The 20,916-nt window shown below is 55.0% G+C and carries 25 protein-coding genes and 1 other annotated feature; of the genes, 2 read left to right on the top strand and 23 right to left on the bottom strand.

Annotated elements, in window-relative coordinates; translation table 11 throughout:
- Positions 1–45: 45 nt before the first annotated feature.
- From ade to DN611_RS05590, 6 genes are all read right to left on the bottom strand, one after another.
- Positions 46–1,842 (bottom strand): adenine deaminase, encoded by a 1,797-nt coding sequence (ade, locus tag DN611_RS05615; RefSeq protein WP_333635542.1) that lies wholly within the window; start codon positions 1,840–1,842, stop codon positions 46–48.
- Between the two features lie 453 nt (positions 1,843–2,295).
- Positions 2,296–2,766, bottom strand: a complete 471-nt coding sequence (gene xdhC, locus DN611_RS05610) for a xanthine dehydrogenase subunit XdhC (RefSeq protein ID WP_025543849.1) — start codon at positions 2,764–2,766, stop codon at positions 2,296–2,298.
- Positions 2,711–3,646 (bottom strand): xanthine dehydrogenase subunit XdhB, encoded by a 936-nt coding sequence (gene xdhB, locus DN611_RS05605; RefSeq protein WP_025543848.1) that lies wholly within the window; start codon positions 3,644–3,646, stop codon positions 2,711–2,713. The genes xdhC and xdhB overlap by 56 nt, the downstream gene beginning before the upstream one ends.
- A gap of 16 nt (positions 3,647–3,662) precedes the next feature.
- Entirely contained in the window at positions 3,663–6,026 is a 2,364-nt protein-coding gene (gene xdhA / locus DN611_RS05600) for a xanthine dehydrogenase subunit XdhA (protein ID WP_119310835.1), read from the bottom strand.
- 116 nt (positions 6,027–6,142) lie between these two features.
- The gene (locus DN611_RS05595; RefSeq protein ID WP_249390721.1) at positions 6,143–7,531 is read right to left on the bottom strand and encodes an NCS2 family permease; all 1,389 of its coding nucleotides are present in this window, start codon (positions 7,529–7,531) and stop codon (positions 6,143–6,145) included.
- A 144-nt stretch (positions 7,532–7,675) separates the two neighbouring features.
- Positions 7,676–8,443, bottom strand: a complete 768-nt coding sequence (locus DN611_RS05590; protein WP_249390720.1) for a GntR family transcriptional regulator — start codon at positions 8,441–8,443, stop codon at positions 7,676–7,678.
- Positions 8,444–9,619: 1,176 nt separating this feature from the next.
- On the opposite strand from DN611_RS05590, the gene DN611_RS16655 reads away from it, so the two are divergent.
- Positions 9,620–9,961, top strand: a complete 342-nt coding sequence (locus DN611_RS16655; RefSeq protein WP_158629827.1) for a hypothetical protein — start codon at positions 9,620–9,622, stop codon at positions 9,959–9,961.
- A 331-nt stretch (positions 9,962–10,292) separates the two neighbouring features.
- Here DN611_RS16655 and rplL read toward each other — a convergent pair whose 3' ends face one another.
- The 7 genes from rplL to rpmG all read right to left on the bottom strand — a co-directional run bounded on the left by rplL (position 10,293) and on the right by rpmG (position 14,063).
- Positions 10,293–10,664: a 50S ribosomal protein L7/L12 gene (gene rplL, locus DN611_RS05580; protein WP_021747848.1), complete on the bottom strand. Its 372-nt coding sequence runs from the start codon at positions 10,662–10,664 to the stop codon at positions 10,293–10,295.
- Between the two features lie 51 nt (positions 10,665–10,715).
- The gene (gene rplJ / locus DN611_RS05575; protein WP_021747849.1) at positions 10,716–11,258 is read right to left on the bottom strand and encodes a 50S ribosomal protein L10; all 543 of its coding nucleotides are present in this window, start codon (positions 11,256–11,258) and stop codon (positions 10,716–10,718) included.
- Positions 11,259–11,291: 33 nt separating this feature from the next.
- Positions 11,292–11,416, bottom strand: a sequence feature (ribosomal protein L10 leader region).
- A gap of 355 nt (positions 11,417–11,771) precedes the next feature.
- A complete protein-coding gene (gene rplA / locus DN611_RS05570; protein WP_021747851.1) occupies positions 11,772–12,464 on the bottom strand; it encodes a 50S ribosomal protein L1 in 693 nt (230 codons plus the stop codon).
- A 103-nt stretch (positions 12,465–12,567) separates the two neighbouring features.
- Positions 12,568–12,993, bottom strand: a complete 426-nt coding sequence (gene rplK / locus DN611_RS05565) for a 50S ribosomal protein L11 (protein ID WP_021747852.1) — start codon at positions 12,991–12,993, stop codon at positions 12,568–12,570.
- Between the two features lie 133 nt (positions 12,994–13,126).
- A complete protein-coding gene (gene nusG / locus DN611_RS05560) occupies positions 13,127–13,651 on the bottom strand; it encodes a transcription termination/antitermination protein NusG (RefSeq protein ID WP_021747853.1) in 525 nt (174 codons plus the stop codon).
- Positions 13,652–13,664: 13 nt separating this feature from the next.
- Complete coding sequence (gene secE, locus DN611_RS05555) at positions 13,665–13,877, bottom strand: preprotein translocase subunit SecE (protein ID WP_021747854.1); 213 nt, start codon at positions 13,875–13,877, stop codon at positions 13,665–13,667.
- 36 nt (positions 13,878–13,913) lie between these two features.
- Positions 13,914–14,063 (bottom strand): 50S ribosomal protein L33, encoded by a 150-nt coding sequence (gene rpmG, locus DN611_RS05550; protein WP_021747855.1) that lies wholly within the window; start codon positions 14,061–14,063, stop codon positions 13,914–13,916.
- A 297-nt stretch (positions 14,064–14,360) separates the two neighbouring features.
- Here rpmG and ruvX point away from each other — a divergent pair, with 297 nt between their 5' ends.
- Complete coding sequence (gene ruvX / locus DN611_RS05545; protein ID WP_119310834.1) at positions 14,361–14,786, top strand: Holliday junction resolvase RuvX; 426 nt, start codon at positions 14,361–14,363, stop codon at positions 14,784–14,786.
- A 51-nt stretch (positions 14,787–14,837) separates the two neighbouring features.
- Here ruvX and DN611_RS05540 read toward each other — a convergent pair whose 3' ends face one another.
- The 10 genes from DN611_RS05540 to DN611_RS05500 all read right to left on the bottom strand — a co-directional run bounded on the left by DN611_RS05540 (position 14,838) and on the right by DN611_RS05500 (position 20,769).
- On the bottom strand, positions 14,838–15,332 hold the full coding sequence (locus DN611_RS05540; RefSeq protein ID WP_119310833.1) for a DUF2798 domain-containing protein: 495 nt from the start codon (positions 15,330–15,332) through the stop codon (positions 14,838–14,840).
- 248 nt (positions 15,333–15,580) lie between these two features.
- Complete coding sequence (locus DN611_RS05535; RefSeq protein WP_136891657.1) at positions 15,581–16,279, bottom strand: hypothetical protein; 699 nt, start codon at positions 16,277–16,279, stop codon at positions 15,581–15,583.
- A 30-nt stretch (positions 16,280–16,309) separates the two neighbouring features.
- Positions 16,310–16,717 carry a hypothetical protein gene (locus DN611_RS05530; protein ID WP_119310831.1) on the bottom strand — a complete coding sequence of 136 codons (408 nt, stop codon included), beginning with the start codon at positions 16,715–16,717 and terminating at the stop codon, positions 16,310–16,312.
- 7 nt (positions 16,718–16,724) lie between these two features.
- On the bottom strand, positions 16,725–17,153 hold the full coding sequence (locus DN611_RS05525) for a hypothetical protein (protein ID WP_021747861.1): 429 nt from the start codon (positions 17,151–17,153) through the stop codon (positions 16,725–16,727).
- Positions 17,150–17,356 (bottom strand): hypothetical protein, encoded by a 207-nt coding sequence (locus DN611_RS05520; protein ID WP_136891655.1) that lies wholly within the window; start codon positions 17,354–17,356, stop codon positions 17,150–17,152. Before DN611_RS05520 ends, DN611_RS05525 begins: the two co-directional genes overlap by 4 nt.
- A complete protein-coding gene (locus DN611_RS05515; RefSeq protein WP_025543840.1) occupies positions 17,340–17,573 on the bottom strand; it encodes a helix-turn-helix transcriptional regulator in 234 nt (77 codons plus the stop codon). The genes DN611_RS05520 and DN611_RS05515 overlap by 17 nt, the downstream gene beginning before the upstream one ends.
- A gap of 161 nt (positions 17,574–17,734) precedes the next feature.
- Positions 17,735–19,003 carry an HAD hydrolase family protein gene (locus DN611_RS05510; RefSeq protein WP_025543839.1) on the bottom strand — a complete coding sequence of 423 codons (1,269 nt, stop codon included), beginning with the start codon at positions 19,001–19,003 and terminating at the stop codon, positions 17,735–17,737.
- 19 nt (positions 19,004–19,022) lie between these two features.
- Entirely contained in the window at positions 19,023–19,163 is a 141-nt protein-coding gene (locus DN611_RS16650) for a hypothetical protein (protein WP_160117409.1), read from the bottom strand.
- A complete protein-coding gene (locus tag DN611_RS05505; protein WP_119310829.1) occupies positions 19,164–19,628 on the bottom strand; it encodes a hypothetical protein in 465 nt (154 codons plus the stop codon).
- Between the two features lie 580 nt (positions 19,629–20,208).
- A complete protein-coding gene (locus DN611_RS05500; RefSeq protein ID WP_021747868.1) occupies positions 20,209–20,769 on the bottom strand; it encodes a phosphoribosyltransferase family protein in 561 nt (186 codons plus the stop codon).
- Between the last annotated feature and the right edge of the window lie 147 nt (positions 20,770–20,916).

Raw genomic sequence — 20,916 nt, 5'->3', positions numbered from 1 at the left:
CTCCGGAACCATGTGTTGCTTCAACTCGCCGCCAGAAATCCCCAATTATTTTTCTGGTATTTCCACCGGGATCAGTCGATGTTCCAGTACATCCACCAACCCCATATCCGTCAATCCAAGTTCCGGCACTGTGGGAAGCGAGATAAAGCTCAAAGTCATGAAAGGGGCACTCCCGCGGCATCCCAGACTTCGGGCCGCAGCATTTAGCCCGTCCAATTCCCTCATAACCGTGCCAGCATCCTGCTCACTCATCAATCCGCCGATGGGTAAGCGCATTTTTGCCATCACCTCGCCGTTACGGACCACACAGAGTCCGCCCTGCATTTCCTGAATCACCTTAACACTCTGTGCCATATCCAGCTCATTGACACCTACTACCACGATGTTATGGTGATCGTGGGACATGGAGTAGGCCATAGCCCCCTCCCGGAGGCCAAAGCCCCGTACAAATCCCACTCCCACACCGCCAGTTTTTCCGTAGCGCTCTACAATGGCCAGCTTTAAAATATCATGTACCGGATCTGCCAGTATTTCCCCATTAACGCAGGGCAACGTTGCGATTAGCCGTTTATTGATAATCTGCCGGTCAATCAGATCTATAACTGTAACTTGCGTCTGGGGACGATCCGTTCGAGCGGGGACCCGAAAGCTCTTTTCCGTAATCAGCTGTTTCAGCTTTACTGTATTTTTCAACCATTCAGGATATTCCCCAACTTCACATGTCTGGATCAGCTTGCAATCTTTCGCTACCAGGCGCCCCTCAAAATACACCTGGCTAGGCTTCATTTCCCGCAGATCCTCCACCAAAAGAATATCCGCTAGGCGGCCCGGCGTAATAGATCCGATCTCATCTTCCAGCCGGAAATGCCGGGCGGCGTTGAGCGTAGCCAGCTTCACTGCGTCTATCTCTCCCACACCCAATTCCATGGCCCGGGCAACATTATAGTTAATGTGGCCCTCCCGTTGGATCTCTCCAGCATGCTTATCATCTGTACAGAACATCAGATTGTCCAGAGGCAGCTTCTCTCTCAGTACACCGCCGATGAGGGCATCCAAATTGCGTTCGGTGCTGCCCTCCCGAACCAACACACTCATACCCACCCGTAGGCGTTGGAGAAGTTCCTCCTCGGTAACGCACTCGTGGTCATCAGAGATCCCAGCAGAAGCATATACATTGAGTTCCTGCCCCAGGCGACCGATGGCATGACCGTTTACGATTTTTCTCCGCGCCAAGGTATCCGCAATCTTTTCGATGTATTCGTCTTTCACCAGCAGGATTTTAGAGGGATCCAGCTCGCCCAGACTGATGGATTCCTGCCAGTCCATAATAGCGCGTACCTCTTCGGCCCCCATATAGGCTCCGTTAGTCTCTAGGCCCGGCGCTGTAGGTACTCGTGAGGAAACTTCAATAAGCATCCGGTATGGCAGGCGGGAAATAGAATCCAGCATAGCCTTCAATCCATCCGCTCCTGCAACGTTTGCAATCTCCATAAGATCCGCGCACAGTGTAGTAGTCCCTTGAGGCACCACCACTGAAGCCAGAGCTTCTGGTGAAAGCATAGTTGACTCGAAATGCATGTGAGTATCGATGAGCCCCGGCACCGCGAACTGTCCGCAACACTCCACTACTTCCTGGGCCTCCAGATTTGCTTCTGGTGAAATGGAGATAATCCGGCCGTTTTTGATATAGATATCTGTGTTATAAATCTCCGATGAATATACATTCACCAGTCGAACATTCTGTAATTTCAAATCACAAGGGTGCTTCCCAAGCCCCGTCTCAATGGTATCTTTAATTTCTTCAAAAGTGCGCATGGCTTTTTCCTTTCGTTGGATTTCCATTGCGTTAGCCCCAGCCTCCCCGATAGCTCATCATAATCTTTCGTGATAACTCCGGGAAGAGACTTGGTCCCTAGATATTTTATAGCATCTGCCTAGCGTCTTTCAGCAAGGGAAGAAAGAAGTGAATTCTTGGGGATAAGGCCAGTTATGGGTGACAGCAGAGCCTCCTTGATCCCATAAATAGTGATGCTAATGTTTTCCCAGCAGATAATACTCATGGTGCTCAGGCTACAGTGGAATACAGTGTACAGGTCCAGAAGGAATCCCAATCACTGGTGCGGCACATGCGCTGCCAGTATGCGCTCCGCATGGCCCGCAAAAAGTGTTTCTGTGATTTCGATGTTTTCTTACTCTGCCAAGATGTCTCCCCAATGGCGTGTCACTAGTTACCACAACCTGTTCACTATTTTACACAGGTAGACAGAGATATAATTAGGAATTATTCCCACCATTTTACTTTGCATTGACACCGACTACCCGCTCAACGGCGTTAAGAATATTTTCATAACCGGTGCAGCGGCACAGATGACCGGAGATTAACTTACGCAATTCGTCCCGGGTATACTTCTTTCCGGAATTGACGATTTCCACTGCGGTAAGAATGAATCCCGGAGTACAAAAACCACACTGTACTGCAGCTTCGTCCACGAACGCCTGCTGTACAGGGTGCAAGCAACCGTTTTTTGCCCGCAGCCCCTCTACTGTGATAATTTCTCGTCCATCTGCCCACAAGGTCAAATAGATGCAGCTATTAGTTGCCTTTCCGTCCAGAAGAACCGTGCATGCGCCGCACTCCCCAACCCCACAACCTTTTTTGACACTGGTGAGTCCAAGGCGCTGGCGTAATGTGTCCGTCAGGCACTCATCCTCACGGACAGCCAGCTCCACTGGTGTTCCGTTGACTATCATGTGGATCACTTTCATTCAAAATTCCTCCTGCTTGTTTGACCGCCCCTTCCACAGCTCTCTGGCTCAATTCCCGAATCAACTGCATCCGTAGCTCTCGAGATGCCCTCCAGCTATCTCTTGGGAACAATTCCCGCCCTACTGCATCTCCAAGCAGGCGCAGTGTATGTCGGTCCACAGGCAGTCCTTTCACCAGAGCTTCCACTGCCGGACAGCGCATGGGAACTGGCGCCGCCACACCAAAAGCGATCCGCACTTCCCGAAAGGTCTTTTTCCCCGCATCTAGCTCCACATACGCCGCGCAACCCAAAGTGGAAATCTCCAGGGCATTGCGCTTTCCATACTTGATGTAATAGCTGCCGCATCCCGGCCGGATTATAGGAATCCGCACCGCCGTCAGCAGTTCCCTTTTTCGGTCCAAGGCCGTGCGTCCGGGACCAGTATAAAACGCACCGATATCCAGTTGCCGCTTGGTTTGGCTGATATCGGTGAGTTCCAGCCTAGCATTGAGTACCAGCAGCGGCGGCGCACTGTCAGCACTGACTGCGCCATTACAGATATTCCCTCCCAGCGTAGCCACAGTGCGAATCTGGGGGCTCCCCACCTGGTCAGCCGCCTGCCACAAGCAAAAGGCGTGCTCCCGAATCACTCCAGTTTCATGGAGTTGGTCAAAGCAGGTACCCGGCCCTACCACCAGTTCTTCCTTCTCCCGGCGCACACCCTGAAGCTGCGGCAGGCGGTGAATACTCAGCAGAGAGCAGTCTTTCCACTTCCGCTCCCGAACCTTGATTAAAACATCCGTTCCGCCGGAGATAACAATGGCATCCGGATGTTCTGCCAGAAGTGAGAGTGCCTCTCCCAGGTCCTTTGGCTGATAAACTTGTCGAATATCATACATAGCGTATACCTCCCGCTTATGTCTCCGCTATATGCTCGCACGACAGTGGTTGTATCAGTCCAGCTTGTATAAAGGCGTGGATCAGCCGCTCCGGTGTCAGGGGCAGCTCATAGACGGCCACGCCCGTGGCATGGAGCACAGCGTTCCGGATAGCCGGTGCCTGTGGGATCATGGGCGGCTCTCCCAATGCTTTGTTCCCAAAGGGGGCGGAGGGCTCATAGGTCTCCACAAACTCCACATCAATCTGTGGGATGTCCATGGCTGTCGGGATTTTATAGTCCAACAGGTTGTCGTTTCGCATCTTACCAGTCTCGGGGTCAAAAAGCATCTGCTCCGTCAAAGCATATCCAATCCCCATAGCCACACCACCGTGAACCTGAGCTCTAGCAAGCGCCGGATTGAGAATCTGGCCGCTGTCGTGAATCGCTATCACGCGGTTGATTTTAATCTTGCCGATAGGAACATCCACCTCTAAATCAACAAAGCTTGCACCGAAGGCAAATGCGTTATGACGCATGGTGTAGGTGGATTCCGCCGTCAGATGTTCGCTGTTTATCTTTGTGCTGTTGGTGTACTGCATTCGGACTGCCACATCCCTCACCGTCCCCAGGACTGCGCCATCACGGCCTGTAATCCGTCCGCCATCAAGGGCAAGATCTTTGGAATCTGCTTCGTACAAACAGGCAGCCCTGTTCAGGATTTTCTTCCGAAGTATCTCTGCTGTCTGCTTCACCGCACTGCCGGAGACATAAGTCTGGCGAGAAGCGTATGCCCCCGCATCATGGGGAGAAACATCCGTATCCTGGCAGGAGACTACATACACGTTCTCTTCCGGAATTGTGGTAATCTCCGAGGCGATTTGGGCAAATACAGTATCGGAGCCCTGTCCCAGCTCCGTAGCACAGACCTGTATCTGTAGGCTGCCGTCATCATTGAGCAGCATCCGACAGGAAGCTGTCTCCAATTGTATGGGATAGACCCCAGTCTTATAGGCAAACACTGCCATGCCCAATCCTTTCTTGAGATTGGACGATGTATGGTTGAACGCATCATACGCCTGACGCTTCGCTTGCCAGTCCACCAACTCACACCCACGGTCGATGCACCGTTCCAGACCGTTGCTGGCACAGAGAAACCGGTCAAAGGGATCCAAGAAATGCAGGCCCATCATATTCTTTTTTCGAAATTCCACAGGATCCAAATGATACCTCAGTGCCAGATCATCCATCTGGCACTCCATCGCAAAGGCCACCTGTGGAATCCCATAGCCCCGCATAGCTCCCGCCGAGGGCATATTGGTATAGACCGTAGCGGACTCTCCCACCTGCTTGCCCAAAGCAGGATAAAGCTGGAAATAGTTAGTCACCGCATAGGCGGCCACAGCGTGGCCGTTAGAACCGTACGCGCCGCTGTATGCATTCAGGCGAATGCCCTTCTGCGTGATTCGTCCCGTATCATCCACACAGGCCGCCGCCCAGATGTCCATGGCATGACGAGTCCGGCTATTGACAAATGTCTCCTCCCGGCTCATCACAAAGGCCACGCACCGTCCTCCCAGCCGTAAGGTGAATAAAGCCGCCAGCGGCTCATAGAACATATCCTGCTTATTGCCGAATGCTCCGCCCACATAGGGCTTGACCACACGAATCCGGCCTGTGGGGATACCCAGAGCATCGGAAATATGTTTGCGTAGGGTGTGGGGTGCCTGATTGGGCGACACCACTACAATTTTCCGCCCGCTCATATAGGCAAAGCAACAGATGTTTTCAATATGGCAATGTTGCTGGGCCGGTACATGAAATTTTGTTCCTCGTAAATCGACATAGCCGCCGATACATGGATCCATGGAGAACGTTCCCTGATAAAACCGGACATTTTGGCTCTCATCAATGATAAAATCCATGCGCCCCCCCTGATTATCCGGGGATTTTTCATGCAGAGGAATCCCACTGATCACAGCAGCCTCCGGTGTCAGCAGCGGCGGCAGTTCTTCGTACTCTACCCGGATAGCCTCCAGTGCCTTCTGAGCCGCCAGATCGCTTTCTGCTACCACTGCGGCAATCTCATCTCCATAGTAGCGCACTCGTTTGGTCAGTATTCGCTTGTTGGCCACATCGGTATGTGCGGGATCCAGGGAAAGCGGATGTCCACAGGTCGCATACTCCCAGTCCGGCACATCAAAACAAGTTAAAATATCCACTACGCCCGGGATCTTCCACGCCTCGTCCACATCAATAGCGCGTACTGTTCCATTTGCAATGGTGCTGTGAAGAGTCTTTCCCACCAGTGCATTAATAGGAATAAGATCCTCTGTATACTTTGCCGCGCCGGTCACCTTATCCACAGCGTCTAGACGCGGAATGCTATTTTTGATCCCCATGTGCTTTTCTCCAATTCTAGGGCAAAGGACTCCCTCCCACAATCGGATTGGAAGCCCCTGCCCGTTTTTCGGAAACTTGATTGAAATGTACTCCCGATGAATCGTCCTGCCGGGCCTCAGTTAAAAAAGATTTCCAAAAGCAGATACAGTAGGAACACGCCTGTCAGTATCCAAGTGGAAATCGGGAGCTTTCTAGCATTGCCAGCAAAGACCTGTCCGCCAGTGTAAGCCAGCAGTCCGAAGAGGATACCATAGGCGATATTGAAGGTAAACGCCATAAAAGCCACGCAGATGAATACCGGGAAAGCAGTCTTGGTATCACTCAAGTCCACATGCATCAGCGGCTCAATCATAAAGATACCCACCATAACCAGTGCCGGGGCGGTGGCAATACTGGGGATCATCAAAAACAGCGGGGTGAAGAGCAGCGACAGCAGAAAGAACACCCCTGTGGTAATGGCAGTAAGACCTGTTCTTCCGCCCTCAGCAATACCTGTGGTACTCTCTGCACCAAACACCGTGACGGTCTGGGTGCCGAACACAGCTCCTACTGCAGCCCCTGCTGCAGACACAAACAGAGCTTTGCCCGCGCCGGGCAGTTCACCCTTTTCGTTGACAAAACCAGCCTTGATTCCCACACCTACCAGCACGCCGATACTGTCGAACATATCCACAAACAAAAAACTAAAAATGGCAAAGAGAACACCAATGATAGCCGCCACACCGCCCCCAAACAGGCCATCAAATGTCAGTTGTCCAAAGGTAGGTGCTAGCGCCTCAATGGGGTTTTCCAAAGAGACCAGACCCTGCCATTGGGTATAGGTAGCACCTGTAGCCGGGTTTTCAAAAAGCATACCTGCAAAGGTAATAGCCAATATCCCTATGAGGATGGCGCCTTTGACCCTCATAATAACCAGTCCCGCTGTCAGGAGAATCCCCAATAGAGCCAGAATGACACCGGGATCCTGCAAATTGCCCAGGCACAGCAAATTATCAGGGTCATAGGCTATGATACCAGAATTATGCAGCCCCGAGAATGCAATGAAAAAGCCGATAGCCGCAGAAATAGCCTGCTTAACGCACTCTGGAATGCCGTTAACAATGCGCTCCTGTACACCTGCAACGCTGAGGATACTGAAGGTAACACCTTCCACAAACACACAGGCCAGGGCATTTTGCCATGACAGCCCCAGCGTACCGCAGACTGTGTAGGCAAAATATGCGTTGAGTCCCATGGCAGGCGCTAAGGCAAAAGGAAAATTAGTCAAAAGGCCCATTGCGATGCAGGCGATAGCTGCCGAGATAGCCGTCGCCCATAGTACCGCCTTGGAATCCATTCCTGTTGAGGACAGAATCGCCGGATTTACCGCCAAAATATAGGTACAGGTCAAGAACGTAGTCAATCCAGCAATGATCTCAGTTCTCACATTGGTGTGGTTTTCCTTGAGATGGAATCTCTTTTCCAGAAAAGAACCGCTGTTTACAAGCTGTGTTTCTTTTGCCATTTTAGCACCCCCATTTTTGTAGTATCTATTTGTAATACAAATAGATATACATTTATAGTATCAAAGCGGCACCACCAAATCAATGCACTTTTGCGAAAAAAAAGAGAGCCGATTTTCTCGAACTCTCACAAAACTCTGGGGTATTTATATTTTTTTTCGCAGAATTGTGTGCTTGAAGATGCCGTTTGCGTAATACTCCTGAGAATACAAAATGGGTTGACCCACAAAATTGTATCCCAGTTCATCGATGTACAAAAGCGGAGAGCCCTGTGGGATCTGAAACACATCGGCCCGCTCTGCATCCGCAGCCACAGCACTAATTTCAGATAGGTCCATATAAATCTCTGTGCCGCAATATTGTTCCACAAACTCAAATACAGGACTGTCCAAAAGCGAAAGGTCATATTCTTTTGCGACGATACTCCGACGCGCAATGTGGTCTACGCAATAGATTGCTGGCGCACCATCAGCTGTAATTAGGCGGACACTGATTACTACATCCTCCCCCGCTTTAATTCCAAGCTTCTGCGCTGTACGAACATCTGCTTTCCCCATCGCATTACGGACAAATGCCACACCAGGTATATAGCCAGCGGAGCGAATCATATCCAGAAATTCCTCTTCCAGATCCAACCGCACCTTCACATCCAACACATGCTGATTGATAATAGTACCAATCCCATGCTTACGGCTGATAAATCCCTCCCGTTCCAGTGTAGAAAGGCAGTCCCTCACCATGGTCCGGCTGATGCCAAAGTGCTTTGCGATATCTGGTTCCGAGGGAAGACGGTCTGCCCGAGAATATATGCCGGACTTGATCTCTTGGAAAATCTCCTTCGTATATTTCTCCGACAACTGCTGAGGTTTGCTCATTTTGAAAGGTATCCTTTCTGTTTTCTTCACTAAGAACACCTCTCTTTCCTTCCTCTCTCGGAACACACTCGTTTAGAACCGATAAAGCTCCCCAAGAATATGCTGTTGAGGTTGGTGTTTATCATCAAGGTGTCTGTTATATTAGCAATTTTTGTATTTTTCAGTATATCACGAAAAACTCTGCTTCGCAACTTCATTTTGGGAACATGCAAATTGTGTAAAGATATCATGAAATTTTTATAGATAAAGTCTACCATTATCGGATTGATGCCTTCATTTGCATCAAAATAACGGAGTCTTTGGAAGAAAATCTTAGGGTAGGTAACCCTCTGCGTCCTAGAAGTTTTCCCAAGTTTATATTTTTTGATGAGATAGGCCAAAATGTCGCTGCCTCATTAGCTGCATTCTCCGGGAGCCAACTCCAGAAAAGGAAAACCTATTGGGACACAAGTGTTTCAGTGGGATTGCACAATTTTTGCAGTATTTGCAGGCAAGACTCGGAGGCATTGCGATGCAATGCCTCCGGGCCTTTTTACAAATAGTTGTTAAATAGCAGTCAGCAGATTATTCCTTTATACTCTCTGCTAACCCTTTTGCCGTATCCATATAGTCCTGTGCTTCTTCTTCAAAAGGACTCATTCTTCATCGGCTATGCAAACCAGTTCGCCGCACGCTTTAATGTGTTGCACTTTATTCCTGAATGCTGTCTTTTCCCGCTGAGATGGGCGAGCCCTTGCGCTCATTCCTCAAATGTGGTATCATGAAAAAATTTTGAGGAAGGGTGTGATTTGGATGGAACTGTGCAAGAGGGACGAGACTCAAGCAGAAAAGGTCTGCATGGATGTTTTACCGGAGAGCAAGGCCTCTATATCTATGATAACGGAACTGCTGGCCGAAATGCGATTGGACAGATTTGTCTGCTTCCTGAAATAAGTGCCGTTTTAAATCAGTCAGATGCTGTATGTATACCTTTGACGGCTGCCGCGTCAAGCATTCTTTCCATTTCTATATATTGTTAAATTAAGGCCGTCACAGAAATAGTCAAAAATACTCCAAAGAAATAGCGGAGCGTTTGCCATAAAGCGAAAGAAGATTAACCCCAATCGGATTCCAATCAGTCCTAAGAATTATGATCTGGAGAAAATCAGGGAGCAGGAGCTTGTTAAGATCCGGGAGCTGACTGGTGTCTCTTTATCGCTCCAGTGACCCTCCTCTGTGATTCATACCGAGGGAGATTTGACGCATTTTATCCGCACGATAACCACAATTGCTGTCTCTGCGGCATTTGCAACCATCGCAGAGCCAATGATTCGGAAAAGAATTCTTTCTTCGGAGGAACTCCGAATTGTGCTTCAACGGGCGGCTATGAATGAAGAGATCGCGGACGGCGAGATTTCTGTTCAAGACATTCAACAGATATTATTAAATGAATACAGCCTCAAAGTCATAAATGTTAGTGGGCAATGCTCTCTAGGGGGAGTGGAAAATGCAAAACCGACAATGTGGAATCTACAAATGTATATAAAAGTTATAGGATTATCGCAGAGTTCTGCATGAATTTAACCCAAAAGCTCCCCATGCCTTCCAAGGGCATGGGGAGCTTTTGGGTTAAATTCCACGTCCATTGGACAGGGAATTTCTCTCCAGTATTGTGTCTCTCCCTTCAATTCTTGCCGCATTCTCCCTCAAATTTTGACAGGATGGTGTGAAGAGATTTTATTTTGATTTGTTTCGGAAAACGGCTTGAGTACCCATATCTTCTGTTTCAGGGCACAAAAAAGGGCCCAAGGTAACGTAAATTACCTCAGGCCCAATTTCATCATCGGGTCAATATTCCAGGGAGAATCTGCCTAGGATAAAAGGCAGAAGCCCAAGTATGGAAGTTCGATTACTTCAGCTCGACCTTGGCGCCAGCCTCTTCCAGCTGAGCCTTCAGAGCCTCGGCGTCCTCCTTGGAAGCACCCTCCTTCAGGGTCTTGGGAGCGCCCTCGACAGTAGCCTTGGCCTCGGCCAGGCCCTGGCCGGTGATCTCGCGGACAACCTTAATGACCTTGATCTTGGCAGCGGCGTCGAAGCCGGTCAGGACCACGTCGAAGGAGGTCTTCTCCTCAGCGGCGGGAGCGGCAGCGCCGGCAGCGGGAGCAGCCATAGCGGCGGCGGACACGCCGAACTCCTCCTCCAGAGCGTGCACCAGCTCGCTCAGCTCCAGAACGGTCAGGCCCTTGATCTCTTCGATCATAGCGGTAACTTTCTCAGACATTGTAATAGCCTCCTAATTGTAAAATTTAAAAGTAAGAACTTGCCGCCTCAATTACTCAGCGGCGGGGGCAGCTTCCTCGGCAGCGACAGCCACGGGCTCGCCGCCCTTTTCGGCGATCTGCTTCAGGACCACAGCCAGACCGGTAATGGGAGCCAGCATAGTACCCAGGAACTGGGCGCGCAGAACGGGCAGAGCGGGGATGGAAGCCAGAGACTGGATGGTCTCCAGAGAGACGGGCTTGCCGTCCATAAAGCCGCCCTTGATCTCGAACTTGTCGTTCAGCTTCTTGGCATAGTCGCTCATGACGCGGGCGGGAGCGACTACATCCTCCTCACACAGAGCCAGAGACGTGGTGCCGTTGAGCAGATCGTCCAGCTCGTTCAGGCCGGTGTTGTTGAAGGCAAAGCGGAGCAGGGTGTTCTTGACAACGGCGTAATCGACGCCGTTCTCCCGGCACTCTCTGCGCAGCGCGGTGTCCTCCTCAACGGTGATGCCCTTGTAATCCACGAGCACGCCGGCGGAAGCTTTCTGGATCTTCTCAGTCAGCTCGGCCACGATGGCCTGCTTTTCAGATAAGACCTTTGCGTTAGGCATTCTAGTGTTCACCTCCAGGAAAATTGTCGGTGCGTTCAAAAAAAGGAACCGTCCCTGTGCGCAAAGACACAGGGACGGATAGCAAATCAAGTTTGCCGCCCTCGGCAGGATTTATGGCTCATGCCACCTGCTGTCTTTGGAACGCATCTGGTATTATATTTAATTCTCGACGATTTGTCAAGAACTAAATAACAGATTTCCCCAGATCCCACAGGACCGGGAAAAATGCCCGGAAAAACCTCCGGTTTTTTCCGGTTCTTCCGCCTGCAGCGGAAGACGAAAACCGAATCATTTTGCCGCAACATGTGTGCGGCGAAAATTCATCGTCCCGCGCACCGGGGTGCGCACGCCAGTGACCACGTCGGGCCCCAACAAAAGCCCAGCTTTTGTCGGAAAAGGAAAAACAAACGGAGCAGTATCCGGTTTCACCACAGGCAGAAACGGATGAAGCGCAGTTTGTTTTGACGCGGCGATGGGGTGTTCGGAGGAGAGCCAGCTCCCCTCCGAACAGCCTCAGATCATCTTCGCCGTGTTCATCTTCACGCCGGGGCCCATGGTGGACGCGGCTACACAGCTGCGAATATACTGGCCCTTGGCGGAGGCAGGCTTCGCCTTCACGATGGCGCCCATCAGCGCGTTATAGTTCTCAGTCAGCTTCTCGGGGCCGAAGGACACCTTGCCGATGGGGCAGTGGATGATGTTGGTCTTGTCCAGGCGGTACTCGATCTTACCGGCCTTGACCTCCTGCACGGCCTTGGCCACGTCGGGGGTGACGGTGCCGGCCTTGGGGGAGGGCATCAGGCCCTTGGGGCCCAGGACCTTACCGAGGCGGCCCACCAGGCCCATCATGTCGGGGCTGGCAACAACCACGTCGAAGTCGAACCAGTTTTCCTTCTGGATCTTCTCCACCATATCCATCTCGCCCACGTAATCCGCGCCGGCCTCCCGGGCAGCGTCGGCCTTGTCGCCCTTGGCGAACACCAGGACCCGGACGGTCTTGCCGGTGCCGTGGGGCAGCACGATGGCGCCGCGGACCTGCTGGTCAGCGTGACGGGAGTCCACGCCCAGCTTCACATGGAGCTCAACGGTCTCGTCAAACTTGGCGCTGGCAGTCTTGCAGATCAGCGCCATGCCGTCAGCAGCGTCGTACAGCATGGTCTTGTCGATCTGCTTGGCACTTTCCTTATATTTCTTGCCTCTAAACAATGTTACTTCCTCCTCATAGTGGTTCTTCGGAAATGAATCCTCCCACTGTATGGTGCGGCCCCACGGGCCGCTCGCTGTTTGAAACGGTCTGTGAAAGCCGGGCTCAGTCGCCGACGACGACGCCCATGGACCGGCAGGTGCCGGCGATCATGCTCATGGCGGACTCCAGGCTGGCTGCATTCAGGTCCTTCATCTTGATCTCAGCAATCTTCTGGATGGAGGCCTTGGAGATGGTGGCCACCTTGGTCTTGTTGGGCACGCCGGAGCCGGACTCGATGTTGCACTCCTTCTTGATCAGGACGGCCGCGGGGGGCGTCTTGGTGATGAAGGAGAAGGAGCGGTCAGCATACACAGTGATGACCACGGGGATAATCATGCCCATGTCGTTCTTGGTACGCTCGTTGAACTCCTTGGTGAAGGCGGCGATGTTCACGCCGTGCTGGCCCAGAGCGGGACCAACGGGGGGCGCGGGAGTTGCCTTGCCTGCGGGGATCTGCAGTTTCACATAACCAGTAATCTTCTGTGCCACGGAGTAGCACCTCCTAAATCTATGAATGTGGTGGCGGCACGGGGCCGTCTTTGGCGGGGCAGTTCAGCCCCTCCCACTTTTCCGCCGGAATGTCCGGCGGGCCAGCGCCCTCGGGCGCCCGGCAGATATTCGATCAGTCCTGGACCTCGACCTGGTCCAGCTCCAGCTCCACCGGAGTCTCGCGGCCGAACATGGAGACCATCACGCTGACCCGATTCTTCTCGGGCTCGATCTCCTCCACCACGCCGGTAAAGCTGGCCAGTGGGCCGTCCACGATCTTCACATGATCGCCCACATTGTATCTGACCACGATCTCATGCTTTTCCATGCCCATGGCCAGAACCTCCTCCTCCGTGAGGGGGATGGCTTTGTTGGCGGAGCCCACGAAGCCGGTGACGCCGCGGACGTTCCGCACCAGATGCCAGGTATCGTCAGTCATGACCATCTTGATCAGCACGTAGCCGGGGAATACCTTCCGCTCCACTTCTTTGGTGGCGCCGGAGTCCGTGACCTCTGTCACCGTCTCCATGGGGACCTCGATCCGCAGGATCATGTCCTCCATTCCGCGGCCTGTGACGAACTTTTCAATGCTGGTCTTAACGGCGTTCTCGTAGCCGGAATAGGTATGCACCACATACCACTTCGCGCTCTCTGACATGTTTCTACCTCAATCAGGCGAACAGGCTGAGGATCATCTGGACAGCGGTGACCATGACAAAGTCAAAGATCCAGATGCACACGCCGATGGCCAAGGAGCACAGCAGCACGGTGCCGGTGTTTTTCATCACGGTCTTCCGGTCAGGCCAGACGACCTTCTTCAGTTCGCTTTTCATTTCGCGGAACCACTGACCGCGGCTTCTTTTCTTCTTGACTTCTTCTGCCATAACGTTTACACGCCCTTTCTCATCATTCGTGACCGTTTACTTAGTCTCGGTATGGAGCGTGTGCTTCTTGCAGAAGGGGCAGTACTTGTTGAGTTCCAGCTTGTCCGGAGTGTTCTTCTTGTTCTTCATGGTGTTGTAGTTTCTCTGCTTGCACTCGTTGCATCTCAAAGTGACCTTCACGCGCATCTAACGGCACCTCCTTATTATTGGGGCTCTCTCTCCGGCGGACCGGGAGAGTCCCGATTGCCTCCCTGCAGCTTGGCGGGCAGACCTCCATGGCTGAAAAGCGAAAAAAGCGCATGAAAAGAAAACCCTTTTTCACAGGTAAGAATGATTGTAACACAGGTCAAGGCGCTGGTCAACCTCTTTTTGAAAAAAATGTCAGGTTTTTTCCGCCTTGCGCGGCCTGCCCCGATGTGGTATCCTGTGGGCAGGCAAAACGCGCCATACCGGCGTTTATTCTTCCCTGGAAAGGAGACCACCATGCGCATCATGGCCATCGACTACGGCGACGCCCACACCGGCATCGCCATCTCCGACCCCACCGGCCTGCTGGCCGGCTTCACCACCGTCATCAACGCCTACCGCCCGGACCGGGTGACGGAACAGATCGCACTTCTGGCAAAGGAGCACAGGGTGGAACGGCTGGTGCTGGGGCATCCCATCAACATGGACGGCACCCGCGGGCCCCGCTCGGAAAAGGCCCAGGCCATGCGGCAGCTGCTGGAGGAGACCACCGGCCTGCCGGTGGTCCTGTGGGACGAGCGGCGCACCACCATCGACGCTCACCAGATCCTGATGAGCAGCGGCAAGAACGCCAAGAAGCGGAAAAAGGTAGTGGACGCTGTGGCGGCATCGCTGATTCTAGAGGGCTACCTCACCTATTTAAAAACGCACCCGGAGGGATAATGGCAAGCGGTCCCGGACGTACCAGCGTCCGGGACCGCTTGCACATGTCCCTCATTCCGCCGCCTCTTCCGCACAGGCGGGTACAAGCGCCGCGGAGGGCACCAGCAGCCGGAACAGCCGCCGCACCAGCGGACCGCAGAAAAAGATCTGCCAGAAAAACGCCATGGGAAAATTGCAGACCACCGTCTGGAGCCAGGAGGGCACCAACTCGATCCCCGGCTGCTGGAAGATCACCGTAGCCCATAGGCTCATGGCCGGACACATGACGCACACCGTCATGGCGGACCGGGCCAGAACGGCGGTAAAGGGCCACTCCCGGGGCACTGCCAGCCGTGCCGCCAGGCGGGCGGCCAGGGGTTCTCCGACAACTGTGCTGGTCAGGAAGCACAGCGCAAACATCAGCGGCAGCTCCCGCAGGGCGTTCAGGATCCCGGCGTTTGTAAGACCGCCGTTCCGCAGGCCTGTGTTGTACATCTCCATGGCCAGCACCATGAAAAAGGACATCAGCAGACCGAAGATCACTTTCTGTACAGTTGTTTTTGGCATGATGATCGAAACACTCCTTGTCCTGAGCAGAAAAAGAGGGCGCAGCCTATCGCTCCATAGACTACGCCCAGCGGACTTATTTCTATCTCAGTATTTGTTTTTCCACGATGGGATTTCCATTTTATGATAGCATCTCACGGCAGTCCGCATAATAGGCACCTCTGGAGAAAATTCTCCCTGCAAACACCGGGAGATTCCGGCAGGTTGTACAAGTCTGCCCCCGTGCCGCTTCACCCGGCTGAAGCAGCTCAGCGCTTCAGCTTCAGGAGCTTCTGGATCAGTTCGTCCCGCCGGCGGCTGAATTTGTTAAGCAGGTACGCGCCCCTTGCCACAAAAAACAGCGCGGCCAGAAGTCCCGGCTCCTGAAAGCCCAACCGGGCGAACAGGGGAACGCTGAGGGCCGCCACCGCTGCCAGGGCCACCGCCATCACAGCGCCCACCCGCAGCAGAAGTCCGGCGGTGGAGACGGACTGGAAATACTGCTCCCAACGCTCTCCCTCTATATGCCCTAGCTTGTGGGCCAGCCAGAAGATACCCAGCAGCAGCGCCACAAATAACAGTCCGGCGGCCACCGTCAGCACCTGGCACAGCACTGCGTAGCCCAGCAGTCTGGTGAACGACATCCCGGCAGACCAGGCCCGGTGGAAATAGAGTCCCAGCAGCGCCGCCGCTCCGGCGCAGGTCAGCAGGCCCCACACCAAATAGATCCTCTCCTGGTCCTGTCTGAATCGCCAGAAGCCCTTCACGCCCCCCCAGACGAGCGTCAGGGACAGCAGCGCCATCCAGGCCGGATCATCCTGGAGCAGGCAGACGGCGGAGAGCAGCTGGCTCACCAGCACCACCGCGTTTCCCGCCCGGAGTCCGGCGGCCGCCTCCACCTCCCTGTCCCGCTCATCCCGGACCAGATGCAGGTCCCGCACCTGTTTCAAATCTTCGCTTCGATCCATACGTTCTCCTTTTCCAGAGGGCCGGCGGCCTCACATCCGTTTTTCATAGTAGACTTCAGCCCCCTGTAGGGGGGCGGCAAAAGCCCCGATGGTCACAGCGTCCAGCGTGATGGTCACCGCCAGAGCTGCCGGGATCCGGCTGATTCCATAGACCACCAGGGCCGCAAGACTCACGATCCAGCAGCCGTTAGCCACAATCCGGTAGGCCAGCCAGGCGCTTTTCCGGCTGACGGCCTGGTCCCGCTCATCCACCCGCGGGAGCCTGGACTCCCGGGACAGAGACCACCACAGATCGAAGCCGCCAGCGGCCAGCAGGAGCACCAGGGCGATCAGCCATTTCGTCTGGAATCCCGTCACCGCCAGGACCACGCCGCAAGCCACCGCCAGAGCCAGACTGAGGATCCCGGCAGCAAAATTCCGCTTATTATAAATGCGCATCTCATTTTCACCCCTTGAACTCATAGTAGAAATCGCTGGCGATCCGGGTGATCCAGCCCACGATAAACAGCACCATGCAGGGAACAGCCGTCTGGATGTAGACTTCCTGTTCACCTGACCGCCACCAACCGATGAAGCACCCGGCCAGTATGACGAAGTTCAGGCAAAACAGCACCCGGAACGTGAGGGCCCGGCTGCGGTACGTGTTGTACCGGGTGCGCTCGTCCCGGTCCTCGTCCCGGTCCTGCCGGGCCTTCTCCCGGTCCAGGCTCCGGAGAATGCCGCTGATTCCGCTGAGGACCATGAACGTTGTCAGCACGGCGTCCTTCAGGTCGAACCGCTCCCAGCCCACGAACAAACAGGTGCCCGGCAGGGCCAGGCCCAGCAGCAGAGCTCCCACGCCGGCCCAAAATTTCTTTTTGTAATAAATTCTCATTGCACAGTTTCCTCCTTACGCTTCGCCGGAACCGCCGTTGCACCGGTACAGAAGGTCACAAGTCCCGCCGTCACCACCACCGCGGCCACCGCAGCCAGACCAATCCGCTGCCGGTCCGCCAGACAGATGTACAAGATCAGCCCCACGCCCAGCATCAGTTCCAGAATTCCGCAGGCCATACGGCCCTTATGTCCATTCCTCATTTTCCCGGTCCTCCTGTTCCTTGTTCTCCGCCAGGCAGTACAGGTCCTCCACCGTGGTGCGGAACACCAGCGCCAGTCGGTACGCCAGCAGCAGGGACGGGTTGTACTGCCCCTTCTCCAGGGAGATGATGGTGCGGGAGGACACGTGGACCAGATCCGCCAGCTGCTGCTGGGTCATGCCTGCCTCGGTCCGGAGCTCCCGTACACGGTTTTTCATGGTCTCTCTCCCCTTTCCATAAATGTGAAGGTCCCTTCTCGTGAAGCGTCTTTCACATGAAGGATACTTCATATTATACACAGGCTTCCACACTTGTCAAGTCCCTGCTCCGGTTTTCTTTCCGAATGCAAAACACGGACGGAGCCGCAGCTCCGTCCGTGTTATTTCTGCTCCCAGAGATAGGGCTCAAACAGCCGCCCCAGCCGCTTCACCGCCTGGTTGGCGCCGCCGCGGATCACCACGTCTCCGCAGCCCTCCTGCGTCGTCAGCACCACGCTCCGCTCCATGCCCAGATCCTGCTTCAGCCGCTCCAGCATGGCCTCACGTGAGGCGGATCGCTCATAGATCTTCAGGTAGCTGTATCCGGGATACTCCGCCGCAGGGTAGAACCGCACCTTCACCTGTTCCAACAGGCCCGCCTCCCCCAGTGCGTCATACAGCGCCTGCATCCGCTCCGTCAGATCAATGCCCATGAGGTACACAATGGGGCAATCCTTGTAGTAGCTTCTGCTCACATAATTCCGGTAGGGGGATGTCCGCAGCTTCTCAAAGATCGCCCGCTCCGTCTCGTGGTGGAATTCCCCGTAGTAGATCATCAGGTTATCATCCAGTACACCGTTGAGAAAGCAGTGAATGCCCTGGGCCCGGAACACCGCCTCGCACCGCAGGGCCAGCTCCCTGGGCAGGACGCAGGCATGGAGATACCGCTTCTTCTCCATGTCGTACAGCGCCGCGCCGTCCATGACGATGACGGGCAGGCGGAGCCGCAGGTCCCGGGTGGCCTCCCGCACAGAGGCGGGTGTGCGCATGGTGGACAGGGTGAACTGCATCCCGTCGTCCAGCATCCGGTTCAGGCTCACCCGGCTGTACGGTGTCAGCGTCCCCTGCTCCGTCAGCAGCAAGCCGTCCAGGCCGGAGACGAACAGCACGTCCCGCCGCTTCCGGCGGGGCAGCTGGAAGGCGTTGACGGCGATGCCCACCGCGATGCCCACCAGCGTCTCCGACGCCCGGTACCAGGCGAAGATCCAGGGGCTGGCGTCCGTCACATGGGTGACGGTGATGCTGAGGAACACGATGCCTGAGAGGGCCGCCGCATTGGAGGACTTCAGCACCACGGCGATCCACAGGTTGGGCACGGTCACCGCAGCGATGACGATGTAGCCCACCAAAGTCCCCTGGATATCCAGGGCCATCTCCAGCAGCAGCGTGGCGATGCCGAACACAGAGCCGATGGCTGTGCCCACAATCCGCTGGATGGCCATGCGCTTCGTATCTTCCGCATAGGGCTGAACGCACAGCAGCGCCGCGATGGAGGAATAGATGCGCATATCCTCCCGGTCCACGGCCATGGACACCAGCAGGCAGATCAGCACTGCCGCCGCGGTTTTGACCATCCGCATTCCGATGGGCGGTACGGTGTGGTCCGTCATAAACGACCTCCTCTCTATATCAGGGCTGATCCTGCACGGCCTCCTCCGGCGGCTCGTCCAGCTGCCAGGGACCGTGGATCAGATGCTGAAAACTGTGCATGGCGACCGCGAAATAGAATCCGTCCACAATCCACTCGTCCGTGACGAAGCAGCCGTCCACCTACCTCCGCCGGGCCACCGTGCCGTCCCACTGGTACTCAAACGCCTGCCGCTTCCGGCCGAAAGACCAGAATACCGGCACATTGCCGAAATCGTACAGGCGATGGAAAATGGGCGGAATCCCCAGCGATGCCATAAATGTGATGTACAACGACCCGTGGAAGTGCGAGAGATGGGTGATGGATCCGGGCAGGCAGCCGAAGTAGTCGCTGACCTGCAGGGCCCACACCAAGAATTTCAGCAGCAGACCCGGCGCCAGATGGAACGCGCCGGCCAGCGCACCGAAGGAGGTGTCCTCCAAGACGTTCTTCACCTCCTGGACTTTGGCATTGAACCGCTGATAGACCACGTCCGCCGTGTCCGATGGGTCGAACCGGAGCTTGATGACCGTGTCCGGGGACATCTCCTTTTTGACGGTCATGTTCACCTCGATCTCCCGGTCCCGGGCACAGGTCCGTTCGCACATAGACCGCCAGCCGCACGTGCAGCAGGCCGAAGTGCTCCATCCCCGCCGCCCGCTTCTGTGTGATATCCTGTTCTGCTCGGGCGATCTCCACTGCGTCCCGGATATAGTTTTGGGCGATGTTCCGGGTCTTCATCAGATAGGGCGACACAGCGAAGATGCAGAACAGGCTCCGAAGCAGGTGGCCGTCGTCCCGGTCCCCAAAGCGGCGGACGTACTCCCCCCTCCGCCGGATACCGGCGCCGCATAGCCAGCGAACAGTACGGCAGTACCTCCATACAGCACAAGGCGCTGGCCTCCGGCAGCCAGTCATGGACAGGCCAGCCCACTTTCTGCCGGTCCTCCACCACGATGTGGTACAGCATAGGCAGGCTGAACAGAAACCACAGCGGCACCTGGAGGGCACCCGGCCGGTGACGGCGGCGGTGCAGCGCACTGCCGCCGGCGCGTTGACGTGCGGAAGTCAATAGACCACATGCTTCGTTTTCATCGTGCCTTTATTCTACCATTCTTCCAGGATTTTGCAAGCGTATGCGGAAAAAGGCGCGCCGCGAGTCAGCGGCGCGCCCGGTCTCTCTTCACTTCAGTCTTTTACAGTACCGTCTGCATGGAACACCGGCAGCTTTTCCAGAAATTTGATGTCACTGCGCTCTGCGGCCTCACCCTCCGCCAGGACGGCCACCCGGCCGGTGACGGTGCCGCCCGCCAGGGCCACCAGCTGTTCCATGGCGTGAAGGGAACCGCCGGTGGAGATCACATCGTCCATCAGCAGGATCCGCTTGCCCCGGATCAGCTCCGCATCGTCCCGGCCCAGATACAGCCGCTGGGTTCCCGCGGTGGTGATGGAGGTGTCTTCCACGTGGATAGGATCCGGCATATATGCCTTAGGACCCTTTCGTGCGATGAAATACTTCTTCGCACCGGACTGGCGGGCCATCTCATGAATCAGGGGGATGCTCTTGGCCTCCGCCGTCAGCATGTAGTCATAGTCCTCCGCCGGGACCAGCTTCAAAAGCTCCCGGGCGCAGGCCACAGTCAGCTCCGCATCGCCGAACACGATAAACGCGCCGATGTACAGGTCATCCGTCACTTTGCAGATGGGCAGGTCCCGGCGCAGGCCCGCCACGGTCATGGGATACGTCATATCAGGTGCCTCCTCTTTCTCATTCCCTCAGGTGGATGGTGCCCGGGAGGCACCGTACATTATTATATAATCTGCGCGGGAAAAGTCAAGAAGGCTCTGTGCCGCCTGCTGACCGGGCCCAGCAGGCCCTTCCCGGAGGAACGCCCC

The organism is Oscillibacter sp. PEA192 (assembly GCF_003574015.1).
Taxonomy (GTDB): Bacteria; Bacillota; Clostridia; order Oscillospirales; family Oscillospiraceae; genus Oscillibacter; species Oscillibacter welbionis.
This window is presented reverse-complemented; position numbering and strand designations above follow the sequence as displayed.